This is a genomic window from Polaribacter dokdonensis (assembly GCF_024362345.1).
Lineage (GTDB): Bacteria > Bacteroidota > Bacteroidia > Flavobacteriales > Flavobacteriaceae > Polaribacter > Polaribacter dokdonensis.
In genome coordinates this window covers 2,535,693-2,561,061 of record NZ_CP101505.1, presented here as the reverse complement: position 1 = coordinate 2,561,061, position 25,369 = coordinate 2,535,693, and the positions used below count along the sequence as shown (strand labels likewise).

The window sequence follows — 25,369 nt, the reverse complement described above, 5'->3', positions numbered from 1 at the left end:
ATTGGTTTGAATTTATAGTTTCTTTCTTCTTGGTAAGACATCTGGATTTTTAATTGGGTCTGCATCTTGCCCACTTAAAGATTTATCTATCTCTTCTAAATAATCTAAAGTATCATCGCCAAAAAACAACAATTCTGGCATTCTACGTAATTGATTTTTAGTTCTCTTTGCCATTTCATGACGAATTAAAACTGTGTTAGACTGCACACCTTTAACCAACTCATCTCTCTTTTCTGAAGGAAAAACACTTAGGTATACTTTTGCTACACCTAAATCTGAAGTAACATGCACTTTAGAAACAGAAATTATTACACCCTTCATACCATCTTGTGCTGCTTTCTGTAACACATCTACTAAATCTTTTTGCAGAACACCTGCAATTTTTCTTTGTCTATTTGTTTCTTCCATGCTGCAAATTTACAATATTTTTACACAGTGTAAATTTTATTTCTTACAGCATATATAACCAACCCTACCCTATTTCTTACATTCAGTTTTGCAAACAATGCCTCTCTATAACCATCTATGGTTTTTGGGCTTAAACACATTCTGTCTGCAACTTCTTTATAGGTTAATTCTGTACAAGCATGTCTTAAAAATTCTATTTCTCTTGGTTTTAAAACCACATCATCTTTTATAACACCAGAAACAGATTTCATTAATAAATTGGTTACGTTTTTGGTATGATAAAATCCGTTTTCAACAATTTCTCTCAATGCCTTTTCTAAAACCGACTTTTCTGTGTCTTTTAAAAGGTACCCAACAGCGCCAGCTTTAATCATTTTTAAAACGGTTTTATCATCATCTTCTATAGAAAGTGCCATCACATTTACACTTGGGCAGTTTTCAGAAATCCATGCTGTGGCTTCTATACCATTCATAACAGGCATATTAATATCCATTAAAACAATATTTGGTTTATTGCCATTTTCAGAAAAACGGTCTACCAACTCTTGTCCGTTTTTACAGGTATACATTACTGTAAAATCTTCAAAGGTATTTACCATAGTTTGTATGGCTTGAGATAATAAGGTATGATCGTCTACAATTACTACCGAAAATTTACTCATAATTATATTTTATTTCTAAGTTAGTTCCTTTATTTTCTTCAGATGTTAACATGGCTTCTGCCCCAATTAACTTGGCTCTTGCTTTAATGTTTAACAAACCAATACCTTCTTTTTTTGCATTTGCTATAAAACCAACACCATTATCTTTTGTAACTATATGTAAACCATTGGCTGTATAATTTAATTGTACTATAAGCTCTGTTGCTCTTGCATGTTTAATGGTATTAGAGAAAAACTCTTGCAAAATTCTAAAAATGATAACAGTTGCTTTTTGGTTTATTTCTTGCTCTAAACCTGTGACAATTAATTTTGATTGTATAAAACCAAGCCTATTAAAACGATCTACCTCTAGTTGTATGGCCTCTTTTAAGTTGATGTTATCTAACGCTTCTGGGTTTATTAGTTTTGATAATGCTCTTACCTCTGTTAGCCCTTTTGTAATGGTATCTCTTACTTCTGCAATATTTTCTTGAGTTGCTGATTGCAGTTGTATTTTGGCTAAAGTAAGTAGTTGCCCAATATTATCATGCAACTCCCAACTAATGTTTCTTAAGGTTTCTTCTCTAATTTCTATTTGGGTTTCTGCAATTTCTTTTTCAAAGCGCTCTTGCTCTTCTTTTTGCTTTATCACCAAAAAGTTTTTCTTTCTTTGAAAAACAGTAAATAGAATTATTAGAGAGATTACAATAATTAAAATAAGTATAGTAGATACTATTAATACAATTTCCCCATTTTCTTGCATGTAATTAAGCCGTATATAAATATTAACTGATATGAAGTACCAAGATAATAAATTATAGGAAACATAGCTCTGGTATTAAAAATACTTGAATAGTACAAAGACCAAAAAGGCACAGAGGTTAAATAGAAAATTAAAAAGCTTACGGACATCCAAAAAGGAAACATCTTTTTATAATTTAAAATACCATCTGAATTTAGTAATTCTACAAGATACAGAATAACAAAAATGCTATTTACAACCCCTTCTAAAGGAATTGTATATAGTATGTAATAATCGAATATAAAACTTAATATATATACTAGATTAAAAGCTATTGCTAATGCTTTAACTATTATAAGTCTTGTTTTTTGTTGTATTAAGTGATAGTATATTAAGACTATAGCATTAAATTCGAAGAAAGTATAGATGTTATAAAGATTTATATTGTTACCCTCTGTATAAAAATAATTATTAAGGAGGTCAACAATTACTATAACTAGAAAATAGAAAAGGAAATATTTATAAAAAGAATACTCTTTGTATTTGCTATAATAGAATACAGCTATAAATAATGTTATATAATGAAGAATAACACCAAATTCTTTAATAAACATGCCATCATCAGATAGTTCCATAAGACATTAATAAGTTTTGACTGTTATCATTTTATTTATAAAGACACTTTTTTAGCTGTTCTAAATTTTAATTTAGAGGATTTTATGTATTCTTTTCTAATGCACTTCTATTGTGCTGTTTTGTATTTATTGTATTAATCTTCTGCTTTTCTGCAACTTATTAAACCAAAAATAAAGCAAGAATGGAATAAAATAATAAGCGCATATAATAAATTAAACATTGATCTTGTATCAAATAGCTTTAAATAAACTAAGGTAAAAAACGGAATTGACGTTAAATAAAACACCAAGAAACCAACAGACATCCAAAAAGGAAATAGCTTTTTATAATTTAAAATTTCATTAGAATTTAATAATTCTATAAAATAGATAATAATTAAAAGACTATTAAACAAACCTTCTATTTGTACTGTAAAAGCACTTAAAGTAGTAAAGTAAAAACTTAAAAAATAAATACAATTAAAAAGTAATATTAGACCAGTAACCAGCCTTAACCTAAGTATATTTTTTATTAAACTGTAATAGATTAAGGCGAAAAAATTAAATTCGAAAAAAGTATATATATTATACAAATCCATATCATCATAATCATCCATTAAGCCTTGACCTGTATAGTAATCAATAGTCTTAAATAGTATAATATTGAATAAATAAATAATAAAATATTTATAAAATGAATAGTTTTTATATTTTTTATAAAAAAATAATGCCATTATAAACGACCCAAATTCAAAATATTGAAATGAATTAAATAGTAGATTATAAAATAAACTTTCTTCCATTCTTATTAATCCTGTGGAGGATTAATACTTCCTCTATTCAAACCAGAACTAGGTTCTTCTTGCATTAAGTTTAATGATAATACAGAAGCCCTATTCACATTTCGTGTAGTTTCATCTGCATATTTATTTAAAATACTTTGCATAGATACTGGCTTACCTTTACCTGATTTTAAAGGTTCATAGGCTATATTTTTTTGATCACCTATATTAGTTGTAGGCATTAAAATAAAAGAAACTCTATTTTGGTATTTTTCTATTTTATAATCTGAAGGATATGCTGCAGTAAAAATCTTTACACCAGTTAAGTTAATGTCTTTTTCTTTTGATAATTTTTCTATGTAAGCAATGTACTGTTTTAGTTCATCAATACTAAAAAATTCAGAAATAGTAGCAACTGAATCTCTTCCTTCAGTTTTACTGGCAATATATTTATCTAAAACTATTTTCTGACCATTATCATACTCTTTAAACATACTTGCCATTTCTGGATACGTTATTGCTTGGCTTGGTCTATCACTATTTGGGTAGCAAGTGTCATCTTTAGATTTGGTTTTCATTGTTTTGCTCTCTGTATTACAAGAAATAATACTTAGAGATATAGAACAGATAAACAAATAATAAAATGTTTTAGTTTTCATTGATAAAAGTTTTTTAAGGTTAAATTGATAAATCTAAAATACAATTAAATTTATAATATGTTTTCTGCTAATCTATAAAAGGGATTTTTCCCCTAGAATATTAGGCCTATTACCTAGCTCTGCAATTTATAAAAGCAACATCTTTACACTTGAAAAATAAAAAGTCTCGAAAGGGAAAATTGCACAAAAAAACACCTAATAATTAGGTGTTTTTTTGTTTAAAGCAAAAAAAAATCTCAAAATTTAATTTTGAGATTTTTCTATTCGTTAAGCATCAAGTATTAGTCTGCTAATACAATTGCTTTATTATCGTTAAATTCTAAAGTACCAGAGTTTATTTGTAAGGTTAGAATCTTATCATCATCTACATGTGGCACTAACAATCCGTTTAAATCATCTAACACTAAATGTTGCTGAGAATGTACGTGTATTTTTACTAAACCTTCTTTTAAGTTAGCAACAATAGGAGCGTGATTATTTAACATTTGAAACTCTCCATGTTCACCTGGTACAGCAATAGCATCCACCTCTGATGAAAATAAAATAGCCTCTGGACTTACAATTTCTAAAAACATATTTTTAAAAGTTTTTAGTCTTTAGTTTTTAGTCTTTAGTTATGTAGCATAACTCAAAACTTAAAACTCAAAACTTGTTTATGCTTCTGCTAACATTTTTTCTCCAGCATCAATTGCATCTTGAATTGATCCTCTTAAGTTAAATGCTGCTTCTGGATACTTATCTAACTCACCATCCATAATCATATTAAAACCTTTAATAGTGTCTTTAATATCTACTAAAACTCCTGGTATACCAGTAAATTGTTCAGCTACGTGGAATGGTTGAGATAAGAAACGTTGTACACGTCTTGCTCTATGAACTACTAATTTGTCTTCTTCAGATAATTCTTCCATACCTAAAATGGCTATAATATCTTGTAGTTCTTTATAACGTTGTAAAATTTCTTTTACTCTTTGTGCACAATCATAGTGCTCATTACCTAAAATATCTGCAGTTAAAATTCTAGAAGTAGAATCTAAAGGATCTACTGCTGGATAAATACCTAACTCAGCAATTTTACGAGATAATACAGTTGTAGCATCTAAGTGAGCAAACGTTGTTGCTGGTGCTGGATCTGTTAAATCATCTGCAGGTACATAAACTGCTTGTACAGAAGTAATAGAACCTTTTTTAGTAGATGTAATACGCTCTTGCATTGCACCCATTTCTGTTGCTAATGTTGGCTGATAACCTACTGCTGAAGGCATACGTCCTAAAAGTGCTGACACCTCAGAACCTGCTTGTGTAAATCTAAATATGTTGTCTACAAAGAAAAGTACATCTTTACCTTGTGCTTCACCTGCTCCATCTCTAAAATATTCAGCGATAGTTAAACCAGATAATGCCACTCTTGCACGTGCTCCAGGTGGCTCGTTCATTTGACCAAATACGAAAGTAGCCTTAGAATCTCTCATTCCAGGTTTGTCTACTTTTGAAAGATCCCAACCTCCTTCTTCCATAGAATGCATAAAGTCATCACCATATTTGATAATACCAGACTCTAACATTTCACGAAGTAAATCGTTTCCTTCACGAGTTCTTTCACCAACACCTGCAAACACAGATAAACCTCCATGTCCTTTTGCAATGTTGTTAATTAATTCTTGAATTAATACAGTTTTACCTACACCTGCACCACCAAATAAACCAATTTTACCACCTTTTGCATAAGGCTCAATTAAATCGATTACTTTAATACCAGTAAATAAAACCTCTGTAGATACAGATAAGTCTTCGAACTTAGGAGCTGCTCTGTGAATAGATAAACCATCTTTACCTACTTTACTTAAGTTACCAAGACCATCAATAGCATCTCCAGTAACGTTAAATAAACGACCATAAATATCATTTCCAATAGGCATTTGAATTGGGTTTCCAGTAGCTACTACTTCTGCACCTCTCTGCAAACCATCTGTAGCATCCATAGAAATAGTTCTAACTGTATCTTCACCTATATGTTGTTGAACTTCTAATACTAAAATAGAACCATCAGCCTTTTTAATTTCTAATGAATCGTAAATTTTAGGAAGTTCGTTATTTTCAGTATTGAATTCAACATCAATAACTGGCCCAATAATTTGAGAAACTTTACCTGTAGTTGTAGACATTTTTATATCTAATTAAGTTATTATTTTTTAAATAGGATTCTTCACCCTTTTTCAAGGTGCAAAGGTAATTTTTTGATTACAATTAAAAAAACTTTTTTCACTAAAAAAGCCTCATCAAAATGATGAGGCTTTTAAATATTGTAAAGTGTAAATTACTAGTTAGTAACTTTAATTTCAACTCTTCTGTTGTTAGCTCTACCAGCTCTAGTTTTGTTAGTGTCGATTGGGAAACCTTCACCATAACCAATAGCTTCTAATCTTGTAGTATCTACTCCATTTTTCACTAAGTAGTCTCTAACAGCGATAGCTCTTTTTTCAGATAATCTTAAGTTTAAAGAAGAAGAACCACTACTATCTGTATGACCTCCAATTGAGAAAGTCGCTTTAGGATATTTAGCCATTACGTCTACAATTGCATCTAATTGCTTAGTTACACCTGCTTTAAAAGTAGCTCTACCTGAGTTAAATAAGATAGACTTAGCTGTAAATGTAATTACATCTGTAGCTTCTTTAGTAATAATTTCTTCAGGACATCCATTGTTAGATGCAGGACCTACTTCATTAATACATTTGTCATCTTTATCTAAAACACCATCACCATCAGTATCTGGCCAAGGACATCCTGCGTTTGCAGCTGGACCAGCAACAGTAGCACATTTATCATCTCTATCGATTACACCATCACCATCAGTATCAGGACAACCTTTATTAGCTTTTGTTCCTTTTGTATTAGGACACATATCATCTTTATCAGCAACTCCATCTCCATCAGCATCAGGACAACCGTTCATAGCTGCTAAACCTGGTGTGTTAGGACAAGCATCATCAGAATCTTTGATTCCATCTCCATCAGCATCAGGACAACCATTGAATTCTGCTAAACCAGCAACTTCTGGACAAGCATCATCTTTATCATATACTCCATCTCCATCAGTATCTTTTCCTCCGAATTTTACAACAACACCTAAAGTACTTTGGTAGTGTGCACGAACTTCATCAGCAAAACCTTTTTTAGTACCAGTTTGGAAGTTTAAACCTAAGTTATCATTGAACCAAGTGTTAAAACCAAAACCAGCGTTGATCATACCTTCTCCATTTGAATCAACAGAAACGTATCCTCCACCTAAATATACATAAGGATCAAACCATCCAGTATCTCCAAATAACATGTTTAAGTCGTATTTTACGATAGCATCAATAGAGTAGTATAAGAAATCTACATCATCCTCAGAATTAAGAGTAGTAATATCATTTAAAGACCCAGCCAACTGTAAAGTAAAACCTTTGTCTAAATATTTTTCTCCAGAAATTCTTGAGATTGATGGTAAAAAGTTCCAGTCACTGTTTCCTAAAGCGTCTTTAATTTGCTCAGAAAAATCGTCTGTATTATAGAAATCTATAACATTTACACCAAACCCTACAACCCAAGGATTGTTTTCATCTTGTGCGTTAACGTTGCTAACCGCTACTAACGCAAATAAAGCTATCACAGCTATTTTTAATCGTTTCATTATCAAATTTTTAAATTAAAAGTTCATTATTATAATACACAAAAGTAAGTTGTTCAAACTTATTTACAAAGATAATTCAATAAAATATTAAAAAAAATGTATGTTTTTACTCATTTTAAATAACACCCAACTCTTTACCAACCTTAGTAAACGCAGCTATTGCTTTATCTAAATGTTCTTTATTATGTGCTGCAGAAAGCTGTACTCTTATCCTAGCTTTTTCTTTTGGAACCACTGGAAAAAAGAAACCAATAACATAAATACCTTCTTCTAAAAGCTTATTAGCCATTGTTTGAGATAATTTAGCATCATATAACATAACAGGTACAATAGCTGCATCTGCACCAACTAAATCAAAACCAGCCTTTTCCATCTCTGTTCTAAAGTAATTGGTATTCCATTCTAATTGATCTCTTAAAGTGGTATCATCTGCAATTAAATCGAAAACCTTTAAAGCTCCACCTACAATTGAAGGGGCTAAAGAATTAGAGAACAAATAAGGTCTTGAACGTTGACGTAAAATATCTATGATTTCTTTTTTACCTGTAGTGTAACCACCCATTGCTCCTCCTAAAGCTTTACCTAAAGTTCCTGTAACAATGTCTACTCTATCCATTACGTTTTTTAACTCCACTGTACCTCTACCAGTTTTACCTATAAAACCTGTAGCATGACATTCATCAACCATAACCATAGCATCGTATTTGTCAGCTAAATCGCATATTTCATCTAATTTAGCCACAATACCATCCATAGAGAATACTCCATCTGTTACAATAATCTTAAAACGATGATTATGCTTATTAGCTTCAATTAACTGCTCTTCTAAGGCAGCCATGTCATTATTTTGATATCTATAACGTGCAGCTTTACACAAACGAACTCCATCAATAATAGAGGCATGATTTAAACTATCTGAAATAATAGCATCTTCTTTTGTTAGTAAAGGTTCAAAAACCCCACCATTTGCATCAAAACATGCTGCGTATAATATTGTGTCTTCGGTTTTGTAAAATTCTGCGATTTTATCTTCTAATTGTTTGTGAATATCTTGTGTACCACAAATAAAACGCACAGAACTCATTCCAAATCCATGAGTATCCATAACATCTTTTGCTGCTTGAATTACTTCTGGATGATTTGATAATCCTAAATAATTATTTGCACAGAAATTCAAAACCTCATCTCCTGTAGATAATTTAATGACTGCATCTTGAGAAGAAGTAATAATTCTTTCAGATTTATATAATCCTTCGTCTTTTATCTCTTGAATTTCTTTTTTTAAAGTATCCTTAATTTTACCGTACATTTTTTATGAATTTAGAAATACAAATTTACAAAGTTATTTTAATTGGTTACACCTTAACAACGTCTATATTATCATTTATATAGACTACTAATTTTTCATCAACCTTAAAATTCATTGATTGCAAAACACGTTCGTATTTTAAAAGTTGTTGTTTGTGATCTTGAGAAACTGCACCTGTTTTATAATCGATAATGGTAACCTTATTTTCTGAAAAAACTAATCTATCTGGAATAACTATTTGATTATCTACATCTACAATTTCTCTTTCATTATATATAATGACATCTTCTGCATAATATTTATTCAATTCTGTATGCTTAATGAGCTCTTCTATTCTAAGCAACATATAGTGCTTTTGTTCATCATTAATAAATCCTTGTTGATGATAAAGATGAATTACTTTCTGAACATCTTTCTCTGTATATATTTTAGATAATATTTCATGAAACAAGTTTCCATAATCAATGGCTTCACCTTGTGCTGTATTCCATAATTTTGAAGCACTTGCAAGCAAAACAACATTATGATCTTGCCAAGAAGTAGAAATAAATTGTTGATGCGTTTCTGAAACACTCTCTTTTTTCTCAGCCTTACTTACTCTATTTTTAGAACCAAAAGTATAATTTAGAACATCATCTTTCCAAAGATTTTGTTGCATTAAATAGTTGATAAAAACACCTGAATAAAAATTCGTATTCTCTATTCCTTTTGATGATATTTTCTTCTCTGTAATAACATACAATTGCTCAACAGCTCTTGTTAATGCCACATATAACAGATTAAAATTATCTAGCTCTAATTCCTCTCTTTGTTGATTGTAAATCTCTAAACCTCTTGCATTCACATGACTTAAGTCTTTATTGAAAGGTAAAAGCAATTCTTTAAAATCTCCAAAATTTTCTGGTAAATCTCCTAGCCAAACCTTAGGATTTATTTGCCTATATATATCCACATCACAAGGAAAAATTACTACTGGAAATTCCAAACCTTTCGATTTATGAATCGTCATTACTTGCACAGCATTTTCGCTTTCTGGAGCAACAATGCTGAGTTTATCTTTCTTGTTTTCCCAAAAATCTAAAAACGCATTTACATCTGTAGATTTTCTTTGTTGCTCTAAAACTACATCTAAGAAAAATTGCACATATGCATCTGAAGTTTCTACAAGCAGAAAACCTCTAACAATCTCTTCTATCTTTTCGTAAAATGGAAATTGATTGAATCTTTGAATATCAAAAGTGATGTTAAACTTTTGCAATTTTTGAAATATCTGCTGATTTTCTAAAACCACAAATTCTTTTAAAAATGTTGTTTTATCATCACTGATATTTAAATGATGATATAAAAAATACAACATTTCAAAACGAGTTTCTTCATCATTTGGGTTTTGCAGCACCTTTAAAACATCAACTATAAAATTAACTTTTGAACTTGTGCTTAACAACAAGGTTTCTGAAGAAACAATTGGCACATTATTTTCTGACAAGTAGTTTGCGATAGCAACTCCATCTTTTTTTGTTCTTGTCAATACACAAATTTCACCTAAAGAAAATTCAGATTTCAACCCTAAAATATGGTCCAAAACTTTCTTTGGATATTTTAATTGTTCCTCTTCTTTTTCTTCTTCTTTCTCTAAAAAATCAATAGAAACATAACCCTCTTTTTTTGAGTTTTCGAATTGGGTATTACCCTCTAAAAATAAATTCTTGTAAGCATCATTTTGTAGAAAGTTTGCTGTATGCTGAAAAAACGAATTATTAAAATTAATTACCTCAGAAAAACTTCTAAAATTGGTTTCTAAATTTTTAATTTCTTTTGCTATAGAAAACGGATTTTGTGCTGATGCTCCTAACTCAATAAACTGCTCAGCCTTTCCTCCTCTCCATCTGTAAATGGCTTGTTTACCATCACCAACCAACAATAAATTGCTGTTTTCTTGTGCTAATGCATTATCAATTAAAGGAATTAAATTTTGCCACTGTAAAACAGAAGTATCTTGCATTTCATCAATAAAATAATGTTGAAAACGTTGCCCAATTCTTTCGTAAATAAATGGTGCTGGCTGTTCTTTAATATTATCTGAAATTAATTGATTAAACTCTGCATTAAGCCTAATATTACTTTCTTCTTTTATATTCTCTAATTCTTGATTGATGTTATTTAAAACTGCTAAAGGAATCAAGTTTTTTAAAGCCAACTTGTTTAATAAAAATTGACTGTAAATTTCTTTTGATGCATTAAAATGTATTATAATTTGTGGAACAATACTTTCTATATCTTGAGCAATAGCGTCTGTGGTAGATTTAGAATAATATTGATGATTATCAATCGATTTTTGAATAGTTTCTGCTCTAGTCAAGAAACTAAAATTAACCGATTTTTCCTTAATATCATTAAAGAATTTAGGAATTGTGCCTCGCATAAAATCCTTTTGCACTAAACCTTTATCAGCTATTAAATGAGTACAAACCTCACCAACCTTAGAAAAAGATTCTTTTAACTCTTTTTGATGTGTAAATAACTTGGATTTTAATTCTGTAAATTCTTCTAATTTTCTTTCTGATAATTCTCTAAAATGATGAATATCATCTTCATTTAAAAGTACTTTTGCAAACTCATTTAAATCTTTAGAAATATCCCAAGATTTATCATCATCAATTTTATCTAAAGAATAATCTATGAGTAATTTTGTTAGTTTTTTATCTGTTCCAATTTTAGAAATTAAAACATCTACAGCTTCATTTAATAGTGAAACTGCATCCATTTCCACTTCAAAATTTAAAGACAAACCTAAATCGTAAGCAAAACTTTTAATGATTTTATGTGTAAAACTATCAATAGTTGTAATTGAAAACGCAGAATAATTTTGCAGGATTACCTCTAAAATTTTCTTACTTCTTAATTGAATGGTTTCCTTATCAACAGCAATTTCACCACTAATAATTACAAACAAATCATTTTCTTTACCATCAGCAAAACTTTCTAAATTAGAAAGTACTCGCTCTTTCATTTCACCAGCAGCTTTATTAGTAAAAGTGATTGCTAAGATTTTCTGAAAGGTAAAAATATCGTCTGCACTTAATAATACTTTTAGGTACTCTTTTACAAGTGTAAAGGTTTTTCCACTTCCAGCAGAGGCGTTATAAACTTCGAAAGTTGCAGGTTTTTGCACAGCTCAAATTTTTCATGCAAATTAATCTATTTGCAATCAAAAGCAAAGTTTACTTAAAAAGAAAAGCAGATTTTCTAATGTAGAAACTCTGCTTTTATGAATTGAAGTTGGAAGAATTTTTCTATCCTAAACCAACATCTAAAGACATCATTACAATAAAACCAGCTATAAAACCAAGTGTAGCAATATCTGTGTATTTATCTCTTTGCGTTTCTGGTATTACCTCTTCTACTACAACAAAAATCATTGCACCTGCAGCAAATGCTAATGCATATGGTAAAATTGGGGTAAAAAACGAAACTGCCAATGCTCCTAAAACAGCTGCAAAAGGCTCTACAATTGCAGATAATTGTCCATACCAAAAACTCTTAAACCTACTTACTCCTTGTCTTCTTAAAGGCATTGCCACTGCAAAACCTTCAGGAAAATTCTGAATTCCAATACCAATTGCTAAGGAAATAGCTGCAATTATCATTTCTGTTTGTTCTACACCTACCAAAGTTGAAGCTGCACCAAACAATACACCAACTGCTAATCCTTCAGGAATATTATGTAAAGTAATGGCAAGCACCAATAAAGTAGTTTTATGCCATTCAGTTTTAACACCTTCAGCTTCATTTTCTTTAAAATTGATGTGCAAGTGAGGTAGAATTTTATCCATACCAAATAAAGCTAAAGCACCTAATGCAAAACCAATTGCAGATGGCAAAACTTTCATAAAACCTTCTCCTGGACTATTATCTATTGCTGGCGCTAAAAGACTCCAAAAGCTGGCTGCAACCATTACACCTCCAGTAAAGCCTAACATACCATCTAAAACTGCTCTGTTCATTTTCTTAAAAAAGAAAACTAAAGCAGCTCCTAAGGCTGTTAAACCCCATGTAAAAAGTGATGCATACAAAGCAGCTTGAATTGGATGTTCTTTACCAAAAGCTACTAATTGTTCAAATGTACTCATGATTTTTTAATGTATAAATTATTTGCAATTTTATTAGAGATTGATAATTTTTTATCATCGATTAAAATAGATAGAGAATCATCAAAATCTTCTTTTTCAGTAACCTTAATACGTTTACCTAATGTTATTCCTTTTTTATCTAAAAACTGTAAAAAGTCTGATGATGAATCATTAACACCCACACAAACACCTGCTTCATCAACATTTAATGTGGATAGTAAACTTTTGTCTATAGCATTTACAACTCCATCTTTATCAGGTATAGGATCTCCATGAGGATCGTGAGTTGGAAAACCCAACAAAGCATCTAATTGATTTATTAATTTTTGAGACTTTATATGCTCTAACTGCTCTGCAACATCATGCACTTCATCCCAAGAAAAGTTTAGTTTTTCTACTAAAAAAACCTCCCAAAGCCTGTGCTTTCTTACAATATTAGCCGCAGTTTTTTTACCTAGTTCTGTTAAAGTAACTCCTTTATATTTCTTGTAAAGCACAACTTCTTTGTCTGATAATTTTTTAATCATATCAGAAACTGAAGAAGCTTTTGTTGCTAAACTTTTAGCAATAGCATTGGTACTAATACCTTCTTTAGAATCTGTTTCTAAATGATAAATGGCTTTTAAATAATTTTCTTCTGCTTGTGAAAACATATCATTTTTATATGTGGCAAATATATACTTTTTAATTTTATAAATAATTTTTTAGACAAGTCTAAACTTTATTTTATATTTGTACAAATTTTGATTTTGAAAAATTATATAGTTATAATCTTATTGCTAATTTCACAAGTTGGGATTGGTCAGAGTATAAAAGGAAAAATCACTTCTAAAAATGGTGATGCAATACCTTTTGCTAATATTTTTCTGAAGAATACAAAATTAGGCACCAATTCTACAGAAGATGGTTCTTATGAATTAAATTACAAGTTAAAAGGGAAATACACACTAGTTGTAAGTAGCATTGGGTTTAAAACCCTTACCTATAACCTAGTTTTAGAGAGTAACAATCGGATTAAAAACATTGTTTTAGAGGATGATAATTCTCTAGATGAAATTGTAATTTCTGGTACTTTAAGACCCGTTTCTAAATCAGCAAGTCCTGTTCCTGTAGAAGTGTACAGCAAAACTTTTTTTAAGAAAAACCCTACTCCTTCTGTATTTGAATCTTTACAAAATGTAAACGGAATTAGACCTCAATTAAACTGCAATGTTTGTAATACAGGAGATATTCATATTAACGGTTTAGAAGGCCCATATACATTTGTTTTGATTGATGGAATGCCAATTGTAAGTGGTTTATCTACGGTTTATGGGTTAACAGGAATTCCACAAGCTTTAATAGAAAGAGTTGAAGTAGTTAAAGGGCCTGCTTCTACTTTATATGGTTCTGAAGCTGTTGGTGGCATCATTAATATCATCACAAAAAAACCTACAAATGCACCAAAATTATCTACAGATGTTTTTGCAAGTTCTTGGGGAGAAGTAAATACAGATATTGGTTTACGCTATCAAATTTCTGAAAAAGTACAAGGTTTATTAGGAGTTAATTATTTTAACTTTCAAAATAGAGTAGATAATAATAATGACAATTTTACAGATTTAACCCTACAAAACAGAATATCGATCTTTAATAAAATTAATATCGAACGTAAAAGCAATAAGGTTTTTACAATTGCTGGTAGATATGTTTATGAAGATAGATGGGGAGGTGAATTAGATTGGGAACGTAAATTTAGAGGAAGCAATCTTGTTTATGGAGAAAGTATTTACACCAATAGATGGGAAACTTTTGGAACTTACCAATTACCAACAACAGAAAATATAAAGTTTCAATTTAGTGCAAATGGTCATTATCAAGATTCTTTTTACGGAACAGATTCTTATGATGCCACTCAGCTTATTGCTTTTGGTCAGTTAGTTTACGACACTAAAATAAATGAGAAACAAGATTTACTCTTAGGCCTAGCTTACAGATACACCTATTATGATGATAATACTTTTGCTACTTTAGATGAAACTGGTAATTTTAACCAACCTTCTAAAATACATTTACCTGGAATATTTGCACAAGATGAAATAAGTATAACAGATAGAAAGAAATTATTACTTGGTTTAAGATGGGATTATAATAGTGTGCATGGAAGCATACTATCTCCAAGAATAAATTATAAGTGGAACTCTAGAGATAAATCAAATATTTTTAGAATAAGTGTTGGTAATGGTTTTAGAGTAGCTAATGTTTTTACAGAAGATCATGCAGCTTTAACAGGTGCAAGAGAAGTAGAGTTTCAAGGTAATTTAGACCCAGAAACTTCATGGAATGCTAATATCAATTACGTCAAAAAAATTAATACAGAAAACTCTTTCATCACTTTAGATGCAAGTGCTTTTTATACCTATTTCAACAATAGAATTTTGCCTGATTATGAAACAGATCCAAACAAAATAATATATGCAAATTTAGAGGGTTTTTCAATTTCTAAAGGTGTTTCATTAAATGCAGATATTTTATTTACAAACGGTTTAGCCATAAATGCTGGTGTTACTTTAATGGATGTATCAGTAACTGAAAACAATATTAAAAGAAGACAATTACTTACAGAAAGTTTTAGTGGTGTTTGGTCTATCTCATATAAATTTGACAATAATTTTACAGTAGATTATACAGGTAATTTATATGGCCCAATGCGTTTGCCTTTGTTAGGCCCTAAAGATGATAGACCAGAATACTCACCTTGGTTTAGTATTCAAAACATTCAATTGAGTAAGAAATTCACCAATTCTTGGGAAATTTATGGTGGTATAAAAAATCTTTTAAACTTTACACCAGCAGCCAATAGTATTTCTAGAGCATTTGATCCTTTTGATGAGCAAGTAGACCCAAATGATCCTGATGCACTGACTTTTGACCCAAGCTATGTATATGCATCCAACCAAGGAATTAGGGCTTTTTTAGGTGTTAGATTTACTTTATTTTAGAAACATTATGAAAACCTATTTTTCCATTTTATATCTATTCCTAAGTATTAATTTATGTGCTCAAGAAAATATAAAAACACTAAAAACGTACACCTTTCCTGAAGTAGAACAATTACAAAAAACGGCTCCTAAACCAACTGTGGTATTCTTATATGCAGATTGGTGTAAAATTTGTTTTGGAATGAAAAAAAATACTTTTCAAAATTCAAAAGTAATTGAGAAACTAAACTCAGATTTTTATTTTGTGATGTTGAATGGAGAGGAAAAAAGCGATATTACCTTTTTAGGAAGAACCTTTTCTTACAAGCCCTCAGGTAATTCTGGTATTCATGAGTTGGCAAAACAACTCACCATTTCTGAAGATAAAATTAGTTACCCAACAACCTTAATTCTAAACTCAAATTATGAAATTGATGTGTTGTTTGATGGTTATTTGAATTCCAAAAAAATGAATTCAATCTTAAATAAATACCAAAAATAATTAAATTTTTAATTATTCATATGCCACAATCTAGGATTTAAATTTCTAGGTTTAAAACTATATACTACACCAATAGTTGGGTAAAAATGTGAGTATTGACTTTCAAATCGATCTTCAGAATATTTGTAAAGAACTTGAACGTTAATTCCATAATTTTCTTTAATCCAAAATGTATTTCCTGCTCCTAAGTTTAAAGTTGGTGTTGTTTTAACTGCGCTTATAAAACTGCCTCCAATTACAACATAAGGCACAACATTATGCATAGAAGTTCCAAAATCATAACGTAAAACAGCATCAAATGTGGTGTATTTTTGAGTATCAAAAATAGCCGTAGATAAACCAACATCTGCTGTAAAGTTTTTAAATAAATATTTAGAAACATTTATTCTAGGAGATTGATTGATAAAAGAACCACCCAAAACTTTTCCTTGATTATCTGTGTATTTAGCTGATGCCAAACTTAAACCTGCAACCCATTCACTTTTTCTATTCTGTCCATTGGTCTGAATTGCAAAAAAAGTCATTAGAATAATCAGAAAAGAGAATTTTACTTTAGATAACATATAGATTGATTATAAGTTTTTAACTACTTCATCACAAATATATTGCTTTCAACTAGAAAAGAAATTCGTTTTTGGTTTATTATAAATTAACACAGTACATTTGTAAAAATTTATACAGTTGAGCAAGCAGAACATTGTTAATCAATACCAACAATCTGCGAAAGTTTCGCAGGTAATTACAGCCCTTCAACAAGAGAAAAGCCAGTTTCAAATTTCGAATTTGGTGGGATCTTCATTGTCTTTCGTGATTTCAGAAACCTTTAAAAAAGTAGACAAACCTTATCTTTTAGTATTTAATGACAAAGAAGAAGCTGCCTATTATTTAAATGATTTAGAGCAACTTTTGGGTGATAAAAATGTACTTTTTTATCCTGGGTCTTATAGAAGACCTTATCAAATAGAAGATACAGACAATGCCAATGTTCTTTTAAGATCTGAAGTTTTAAACAGAATTAATTCCAGAAAAAAACCTGCAATAATAGTTACTTATCCTACTGCTCTTTTCGAAAAAGTAGTAACTAAAAAAGAGCTTGAAAAGAATACTTTAAAAATTGCTGTTGGTGAAGAATTATCTTTAGACTTCGTAAATGAAGTGCTTTTTGAATATAAATTTAAACGAGTAGATTTTGTTACAGAACCAGGAGATTTTTCTGTTAGAGGTGGAATTATAGATGTATTTTCTTTCTCTAATGACGAACCTTATAGAATTGAATTTTTTGGTGATGATATAGACAGTATTAGAACTTTTGATGTAGAAACTCAGTTATCTAAAGAGAAACTGAAAAAAGTTTCTATAATGCCAAATGTTGAGAATAAAACTTTGCAAGAAAACAGACAAAGTTTTTTAAAGTACATCTCTGCAAATACTGTTGTATTTTCTAAGAATGTAGATTTAATGAGTCAAAAATTAGATAAGTTTTTCAAAAAAGCCGAAGATGCCTTTAACGATTTATCTAAAGAGATAAAACACTTAGAACCATCAGAATTATTTTGTGATGGTAGTTTCATCAAAAATGAACTTCATAAATTTACTACTGTTCATTTTGGAAGTACATCTAAATATGAAGGCCAAGAAATCGAATTTTCTACAAACCCTCAACCTTCTTTTAATAAACAATTTAATTTATTAATTGATAATTTAAACGAGTATCAAAAAGCAGGTTTTACCAATTATATTTTTTGTGCTAATGAACAACAAGCAAAACGTTTTCATGACATTTTTGATGATGCAGATCAAAAAGTACATTATGAAACCATCGTTTTTCCTTTATACCAAGGTTTTGTAGATGTAGATAATAAACTAGTTTGCTATACAGATCATCAAATTTTTGAACGTTATCATAAATTTAGATTAAAAAATGGTTATGCTAAAAAGCAAGCTATTACCCTTCAAGAATTAAACAAATTAGAAATAGGAGACTATGTAACCCACATGGATCATGGAATTGGAAAATTTGGTGGTTTACAAAAAATTGATGTCCAAGGTAAAAAGCAAGAGGCCATAAAACTGATTTATGGAGAACGTGATATTTTGTATGTAAGCATTCACTCTTTACACAAAATTTCTAAGTTTAATGGTAAAGATGGTAAGCCTCCAAAAATTTATAAATTAGGTTCTGGTGCTTGGAAAAAAATCAAACAAAAAACAAAAGCCAGAGTTAAACACATTGCCTTTAATTTAATTCAATTATATGCAAAAAGAAAGCTACAAAAGGGTTATGCTTTTGGTCCAGACACACATATACAACATGAATTAGAAGGTAGTTTTATGTATGAAGATACTCCAGATCAATATTCTGCTACACAAGATGTAAAAAGAGATATGGAGAAAGATCAACCTATGGACAGGTTGGTTTGTGGAGATGTAGGTTTTGGTAAAACAGAAGTTGCTGTTAGAGCCGCTTTTAAAGCTGTTGATAATGGTAAACAAGTTGCAATTTTAGTACCTACAACTATTTTAGCGTTTCAGCATTACAAAACGTTTTCTGAGCGATTAAAAGATTTTCCAATTAAGATAGATTATTTAAATAGATTTAGAACTGCGAAGCAAAAAACCATTGCTATCAATGGTGTAAATGATGGCTCTGTAGATATAATTATTGGTACACATCAACTAACAAATCAGCGAATTAAGTTTAAAGATTTAGGTTTATTAATTATTGATGAAGAACAAAAATTTGGAGTTGCTGTAAAAGACAAGTTAAAAACCTTAAAAGAAAATGTAGACACATTAACCTTAACTGCAACACCTATTCCTAGAACTTTGCAATTTAGTTTAATGGCAGCAAGAGATTTATCAGTAATAAAAACACCTCCTCCAAACAGACATCCTATAGAAAGTAATGTAATTCGTTTTTCTGAAGAAACAATTAGAGATGCTGTTTCTTATGAGGTTTCTAGAGGTGGCCAAGTATTTTTTATTCATAATAGAATAGATAATATTAAAGAAGTTGCAGGTTTATTACAGAGATTGGTACCATCAGCCAAAATTGGAATTGGGCATGGACAAATGGAGGGTAAAAAGCTAGAGGAATTAATGTTTAGCTTTATGAATGGCGAATTTGATGTACTTGTTTCTACTACCATCATTGAGAGTGGATTAGATGTACCTAATGCAAATACGATATTCATCAATAATGCCAATAATTTCGGTTTGTCTGATTTGCATCAAATGCGAGGTAGAGTTGGTAGAAGTAACAAAAAAGCGTTCTGTTATTTCATAACTCCTCCTTATCACATGATGACAGATGATGCCAGAAAACGTATTGAAGCTTTAGTGTTATTTTCTGATTTGGGTAGTGGAATTAATATTGCCATGAAAGATTTAGAAATTCGTGGAGCAGGAGATTTATTGGGTGGTGAACAAAGTGGCTTTATAAATGATATTGGGTTTGATACGTATCAAAAAATATTAAAAGAAGCTATTGAAGAATTAAAAGAGAATGAGTTTGCAGATTTGTACCCAACTGATAATTCTAAACCTAAAGAGTTTGTAAAAGAAGTACAAATTGATACCGATTTTGAAATATTATTTCCTGATGACTACATTAACTCTATTACAGAAAGATTAGCTTTATATAATAATTTAGGCACACTAGAAAAGGAAGAAGAACTACAGGTTTTTGAATCGGAAATTATAGATAGATTTGGAGAGATACCAACTCAAGTAGAAGATTTATTAAATTCTGTGCGAATAAAATGGCTAGCAAAAGAGTTAGGTTTAGAGAAAATTATCTTGAAACAAAAAAGAATGATTGGTTACTTTGTATCTGATCAGCAAAGTGATTTTTACCAAACAGAAGCGTTTACTAGAACTCTAAAATATGTGCAACACAATTCTAAAAGCGTGGTGATGAAAGAAAAGCAAACCAAAAACGGTCTTCGATTAATGATTACATTTATAAGAATTAATACTGTAAAAATTGCTTTAGAAACGCTTCAGAAAATTTAATGAATAATTCTCACGTCAAACAACTTTCTGGATTACTATTAGCAACTTTTTTCATTAGTACTTCTGGTGTTTTAGGGAAGTACATTGCTTTACCATCTGAAATTATAATTTGGTTTAGATCCATTTTAGCAATGGTCTTTTTGTTTATGTACTGCAAATACAAAAACATTAATCTTAAAATTAATGCTACCAAAGACTATAAAACTTTTATAATTGGAGGGGTTTTAATGGCTGCACATTGGGTTACTTACTTTTACGCTTTAAAATTATCTAATGTAGCTATTGGTATACTCTCTCTTTATACGTTTCCCATAATTATTGCTTTATTAGAACCGTTATTTTTTAACATTAAATTCAAACCTATTTATATTCTTTTAGGGATTATGGTTCTCTTAGGATTATTTATTCTAACACCTGAATTCGATTTAGAAAGCACACAGTTAAAAGGCATATTATTTGGAGTTTTTTCAGCATTTTGTTATGCCCTTCGAATTTTAATTATGAAAAAGCATGTTGCAAATTACAATGGTACAATGCTCATGTTTTATCAAACAGTTATCATTAGTATTTTACTACTCCCAACTTTATTTTTTATGGATTTAACTGGGCTAAAAAGTCAATTATCCTACATCCTACTTTTAGCATTAATAACAACAGCAATTGGCCACAGTTTAATGCTACATTCTTTAAAATATTTTTCTGCTGCAACAGCCAGTATCATTAGTAGCCTGCAACCTATTTTTGGAATATGTTTAGCATTCTTATTTCTGAATGAAATACCAACCATTCATACTTTTTGGGGTGGAAGTTTAATTCTTTTAACGGTTGTTATTGAAGGAATTAGAACAAAGAAATAGCATACCCCTAATTTTACTTTTTTATACAACTTTGATTATCAGTTATTTAAAAATCACTTCAATTAAAATATGATGAATATCAACTAGCATAAGTATTAATGCACTAAACAATTAATTATATAAACTTCTAACAGAATAGTTAAACATCTACCATTATTTTAAGACCATTTTTTACAATTTAATAGATTGCATTAGACCAAAATAAAAAATTCATAATTTTACTATTTTTATTTAGATTAAATATAAATAAAACTATATTTGCCAAAAATATTCGCAATGAGAATTATAGTTTTTTGGTTTTTTATGTTTTTAACGAGCATTAATCTTTGTCAAGAAGGTGCTATTTATGGAACTATAAAATTTGATACAGAAGAACCTGTAGTTGATGCTTACCTAGTAATTAATGGTAAAAATTTATTTAAAGAAACTACTTCAAATTTTGATGGATCATATGAATTAAAAGGTATCCCATTTGGTACCCACTTATTACAGATTAGGTCTTTAAACTCAGAACCAAAAGACATCCAAATTAAAATTAATTCTAAGAAACAAGTATTTAATATTATGCTTCCATTTCTAAAAAATGAATTAAATGAAGTACTTGTAAACACTAAGTCTAAAAAAACAAAAATCGAAACAAAAGGTTTCTCTGTTAATGTTATTGAAACTAAAGAAGCCAGTTTAAGAAACATACAAACTAACGAATTATTAAACACAACTGTTGGTGTAAAAATCAGACAAAATGGTGGTTTAGGCTCAGAAGTAAATTATAGTTTAAATGGTTTATCTGGTAATGCAGTAAGAATTTTTATAGACGGAATTCCTATTTCCATGTATGGTTCATCTTTCAACCTAAATAGTATTCCACCATCAATAATTAAAAATATAGAAGTTTATAAAGGTGTTGTTCCTGGTCATTTAGCAGATGATGCTTTAGGTGGTGCTATAAATATTGTATTGCATAAAACAACGAAAAGCAATTTTAATGCTGGTTTTTCTTATGGTTCATTTAACACTTCTCAAACTAGTGTAAATGGGTTATATCGTTTTAAAGAAACAGGTTTAACTTTTAAAACTTATTTATTTCAAAATTATTCAGACAACAACTACAAGGTTTCTGGTAGAAGTGTTGTGGTTACAGGTTTAGGTGGTACACAAACTCCAATTGTTGCTGAAAGATTTAATGATGCTTACAGGAGCACAGGTGGAATGTTTCAAGTTGGTTTTACAGATGTAAAATGGGCAGATCAGTTTCTAATAGGTTTTACAGGTTCAGAGGATTATAAAGAAGTTCAGCATGGAGCTTTTATAACCATTACTCCTTACAAAGGGCGTTATTTTGAATCTGATGCTCAATTAGCAACCCTAATTTATCAAAAGAAAAACATTTTTACCAAAGGTTTAGACTTAAATATAAACGCTTTATATGGTAACAGAAATAGAATTGTAAACGATACTGTTGCTGCAGCTTATAGTTGGAATGGCGAAAAAGCCCTTGATTTTAGAGGAAATGAATTCGATTATTCCTGGGGTTCACAACAAGAAGGAGGTCCTACACTTGCAAAAATTAATAGAAATGTGGCATCTATTAGAACTGGTATTTCTTATGCTCTAAATAAGAATCACAAATTTTTAATAAACCATGTTTTTAGTGGAATTGATAGGAAAGATAGTGATGAACTTAGATCTGTGTTAGAAAATACATTTTTAGGCACTAGAGAATTGAGAAAAAACATCTATTCATTTTCTTACGAACTAAATGCAATTAATAATAAGCTAAAAGCCAATGTATTTGGCAAACATTACCATCAGAAAACAGTAAGTACAGATCCTACAATAGCTCAAGATGAAAATGGAAATGACATTATTGTTGATGAGAATATCAGCAGTAATAATAACTTTAATGGTTATGGTTTTGCACTTTCTTATACTTTACACCCTAAAGTTACACTTTTAACTTCTGCAGAAAAAGCAATTCGTTTACCTAATGAAACTGAGGTTTTTGGAAATGATGGAGATAATGTAGTCGCAAACCCAAGCATAAATCCAGAACAAAGTAACAACTATAATCTAGGTTTTAGATTTGGAACTTATCGATTTAAAAAACACAACTTTACAATTACAACCAACTTATTTACCAGAAATCTAAAAGATAGAATTGGTTTACCTATTGAAAATTCAACTAATATTAATAATGAATTAATTCTATATGTAAATCAAGGAAGTGGAACATCTAAAGGATTTGATGCGCAAATAAGTTATAATTATGATGATAATTTTGGTGCAAATTTTAACATATCTCGTTTCGATTTAAAGGTAATAAACAGAGGTGTAGAAATTGATGTACCTAACACCCCATTTTTTACTATGAATGGTAGTTTACGCTATTCACTTAAAAATGTAATCCAGAAAAAATCAAATTTAAACCTTTTTTACAATCTATATTTTACAGACGAATTCTCTTATTTAGTTCCTCAAGGATCAAATACTGTAGGTGATGATTTCTTTAAAGTACCTCAACAATTAGCTCAAGATTTAGGTTTAAGCTATGCCTTTCCAAACAACAAATTAGTGTTTAGCTTCGATATTAAAAATGTTTTTAATGCAGCTGTTTACGACAATTTGTCTGTTCAAAAACCAGGAAGAGCTTTCTATTTTAAACTCAATTATTCAATAAATAAATTTTAACCAAAATAAATACAAACTATTATGATACGTAAATTTTTAAATGTTAGAATGTTAATGTCATTTGCACTATTTGCAGGTTTATTAACTTCTTGTGACAAAACTGTAAATGAAGAATTAGATCCAGAAACAAATCCTATAGATGGTGGAAGATGGATTACTGTAGCTGCTGCAAAAATGGGTGATAATCCAGGAGATGGAAATGGAGGAACTTTAATTTATGCTATTAATGCTGAAGATGCCAAAGACCCAACTAAATCTATAGCACCTTTTGATAACGGATTTATAGTACCTTCTAACAGAACTGCAAGGTTACAATCTTCAGAAGATGGTAACACTATTTTTAACATAAGTTATGCAGGAGATACAGGAGGTAATTACTCAAAATACACCGTAAATGGAGGGCAAGATTTTGCACTTACGGGTTCTGAAGTAAGTATTGCACCTTATGTAGGTTCTGCTCCTAGATGGATTAAATTGTTTGATGGTGATAAAACTGGTGCAGCAGTTTATGTTTCTACAGAAAATCAATTTGATGATAATGGAACACCAAATGACGAAACTGATGATGTGTATAAAAGAACAGAGGCAACAATGGGAATTGTAACTTTAGACTTAGAAAACTCTGTAATAAAGAACTTTCAAGAAGCAAGCATACCATTAACTACAGAAGAAGAAGCTTTAGGTTATTACATTTCTAGAATTGATATGCCTACATTAAATGCAGCAGGAAACAAATTATATATTGGTGCACGTTTAAGTAAAGTAAATCCTTTAACTGCAGAGAGAGAAGATGATTACGAAATTTTAGGTTCAAAAACAATTGTGTTAGATTATCCTTCTTTATTAAATCCAACAATTATCACTTCTACAGTTGGTTTTGGAAACACAAATGGCTACAGAAGTATCAATGCATTTGAATATAATGGAAGTGTTTATCAAGCAAACCAAAGTGATCCTGAAGGTTCTCATATCTTAAAAATTGATGCCAATAATGAATATGATAATTCTTACGATTTTAATTTAGATGATGCCTTAGGTATAGAAGGTGCTTATATTTTAGCTTGGAGACCTACTGAATCTGGTAAAGCTATAATTGCTTACAGACATGATGGTTCTGCAGATGGTGTTGCAGGTGCTCAAGGGTATTTTGCTTTGGCAGATTTAAACACAAAAACTGCACAACAAATAACAGAAATACCTTATGATATAGATTTCTATTTATTTCAATATCAAGGTTTTGTTGTTGATGGTGATGATGTATTTGTAACACAAGCTCCTGTAGGAAAAAATGGAAACATTTATATCATAAATACAGCTAATGGATCAGTTACTAAAGGTGCTGAGTTAGTGAATGTAGAAGGAAGTCATTTTATTGGTGCTTTCTAGT

General features: G+C 30.0%; 18 protein-coding genes. 6 read left to right on the top strand and 12 right to left on the bottom strand.

All coding sequences use genetic code 11. The features are described 5' to 3' along the window. Positions 1-12 precede the first annotated feature (12 nt). From rbfA to LPB302_RS11300, 11 genes are all read right to left on the bottom strand, one after another. Positions 13-408: a 30S ribosome-binding factor RbfA gene (gene rbfA / locus LPB302_RS11350; protein WP_053973441.1), complete on the bottom strand. Its 396-nt coding sequence runs from the start codon at positions 406-408 to the stop codon at positions 13-15. Between the two features lie 20 nt (positions 409-428). Continuing rightward, the gene (locus LPB302_RS11345; protein ID WP_053973442.1) at positions 429-1,070 is read right to left on the bottom strand and encodes a response regulator transcription factor; all 642 of its coding nucleotides are present in this window, start codon (positions 1,068-1,070) and stop codon (positions 429-431) included. Beyond that, entirely contained in the window at positions 1,063-1,812 is a 750-nt protein-coding gene (locus LPB302_RS11340; RefSeq protein ID WP_053973443.1) for a sensor histidine kinase, read from the bottom strand. The genes LPB302_RS11345 and LPB302_RS11340 overlap by 8 nt, the downstream gene beginning before the upstream one ends. Before the next feature lie 1,401 nt (positions 1,813-3,213). Then, positions 3,214-3,846, bottom strand: a complete 633-nt coding sequence (locus LPB302_RS11335) for a hypothetical protein (protein ID WP_053973446.1) — start codon at positions 3,844-3,846, stop codon at positions 3,214-3,216. A 281-nt stretch (positions 3,847-4,127) separates the two neighbouring features. Further along, positions 4,128-4,421, bottom strand: a complete 294-nt coding sequence (locus tag LPB302_RS11330; protein WP_053973447.1) for a FoF1 ATP synthase subunit delta/epsilon — start codon at positions 4,419-4,421, stop codon at positions 4,128-4,130. Positions 4,422-4,499: 78 nt separating this feature from the next. Continuing rightward, positions 4,500-6,011 carry a F0F1 ATP synthase subunit beta gene (gene atpD / locus LPB302_RS11325; protein WP_053973448.1) on the bottom strand — a complete coding sequence of 504 codons (1,512 nt, stop codon included), beginning with the start codon at positions 6,009-6,011 and terminating at the stop codon, positions 4,500-4,502. A 155-nt stretch (positions 6,012-6,166) separates the two neighbouring features. Beyond that, the gene (locus tag LPB302_RS11320) at positions 6,167-7,522 is read right to left on the bottom strand and encodes an OmpA family protein (RefSeq protein ID WP_053973449.1); all 1,356 of its coding nucleotides are present in this window, start codon (positions 7,520-7,522) and stop codon (positions 6,167-6,169) included. 115 nt (positions 7,523-7,637) lie between these two features. After that, positions 7,638-8,831: a glycine C-acetyltransferase gene (gene kbl, locus LPB302_RS11315; protein WP_053973450.1), complete on the bottom strand. Its 1,194-nt coding sequence runs from the start codon at positions 8,829-8,831 to the stop codon at positions 7,638-7,640. 46 nt (positions 8,832-8,877) lie between these two features. Continuing rightward, on the bottom strand, positions 8,878-12,003 hold the full coding sequence (locus LPB302_RS11310; protein ID WP_053973451.1) for a UvrD-helicase domain-containing protein: 3,126 nt from the start codon (positions 12,001-12,003) through the stop codon (positions 8,878-8,880). A 121-nt stretch (positions 12,004-12,124) separates the two neighbouring features. Further along, positions 12,125-12,961, bottom strand: coding sequence for a ZIP family metal transporter (locus LPB302_RS11305; RefSeq protein ID WP_053973452.1), 837 nt, complete (start codon positions 12,959-12,961; stop codon positions 12,125-12,127). Beyond that, on the bottom strand, positions 12,958-13,614 hold the full coding sequence (locus LPB302_RS11300) for a metal-dependent transcriptional regulator (RefSeq protein WP_053973453.1): 657 nt from the start codon (positions 13,612-13,614) through the stop codon (positions 12,958-12,960). Before LPB302_RS11300 ends, LPB302_RS11305 begins: the two co-directional genes overlap by 4 nt. Before the next feature lie 96 nt (positions 13,615-13,710). Here LPB302_RS11300 and LPB302_RS11295 point away from each other — a divergent pair, with 96 nt between their 5' ends. Then, the gene (locus LPB302_RS11295; RefSeq protein WP_176966470.1) at positions 13,711-15,942 is read left to right on the top strand and encodes a TonB-dependent receptor; all 2,232 of its coding nucleotides are present in this window, start codon (positions 13,711-13,713) and stop codon (positions 15,940-15,942) included. Positions 15,943-15,949: 7 nt separating this feature from the next. Next, a complete protein-coding gene (locus LPB302_RS11290) occupies positions 15,950-16,423 on the top strand; it encodes a thioredoxin family protein (RefSeq protein ID WP_053975279.1) in 474 nt (157 codons plus the stop codon). A gap of 8 nt (positions 16,424-16,431) precedes the next feature. Here the strand turns inward: LPB302_RS11290 and LPB302_RS11285 are convergent, their stop codons facing one another. Next, entirely contained in the window at positions 16,432-16,986 is a 555-nt protein-coding gene (locus tag LPB302_RS11285) for a hypothetical protein (RefSeq protein WP_053973454.1), read from the bottom strand. Between the two features lie 118 nt (positions 16,987-17,104). Here LPB302_RS11285 and mfd point away from each other — a divergent pair, with 118 nt between their 5' ends. The 4 genes from mfd to LPB302_RS11265 all read left to right on the top strand — a co-directional run bounded on the left by mfd (position 17,105) and on the right by LPB302_RS11265 (position 25,368). Further along, complete coding sequence (gene mfd, locus LPB302_RS11280) at positions 17,105-20,437, top strand: transcription-repair coupling factor (protein WP_053973455.1); 3,333 nt, start codon at positions 17,105-17,107, stop codon at positions 20,435-20,437. After that, complete coding sequence (locus LPB302_RS11275) at positions 20,437-21,294, top strand: DMT family transporter (protein WP_053973456.1); 858 nt, start codon at positions 20,437-20,439, stop codon at positions 21,292-21,294. The genes mfd and LPB302_RS11275 overlap by 1 nt, the downstream gene beginning before the upstream one ends. A gap of 276 nt (positions 21,295-21,570) precedes the next feature. Beyond that, a complete protein-coding gene (locus tag LPB302_RS11270; RefSeq protein ID WP_053973457.1) occupies positions 21,571-23,982 on the top strand; it encodes a TonB-dependent receptor in 2,412 nt (803 codons plus the stop codon). Positions 23,983-24,003: 21 nt separating this feature from the next. Then, on the top strand, positions 24,004-25,368 hold the full coding sequence (locus tag LPB302_RS11265; protein ID WP_053973458.1) for a hypothetical protein: 1,365 nt from the start codon (positions 24,004-24,006) through the stop codon (positions 25,366-25,368). Position 25,369 lies beyond the last annotated feature (1 nt).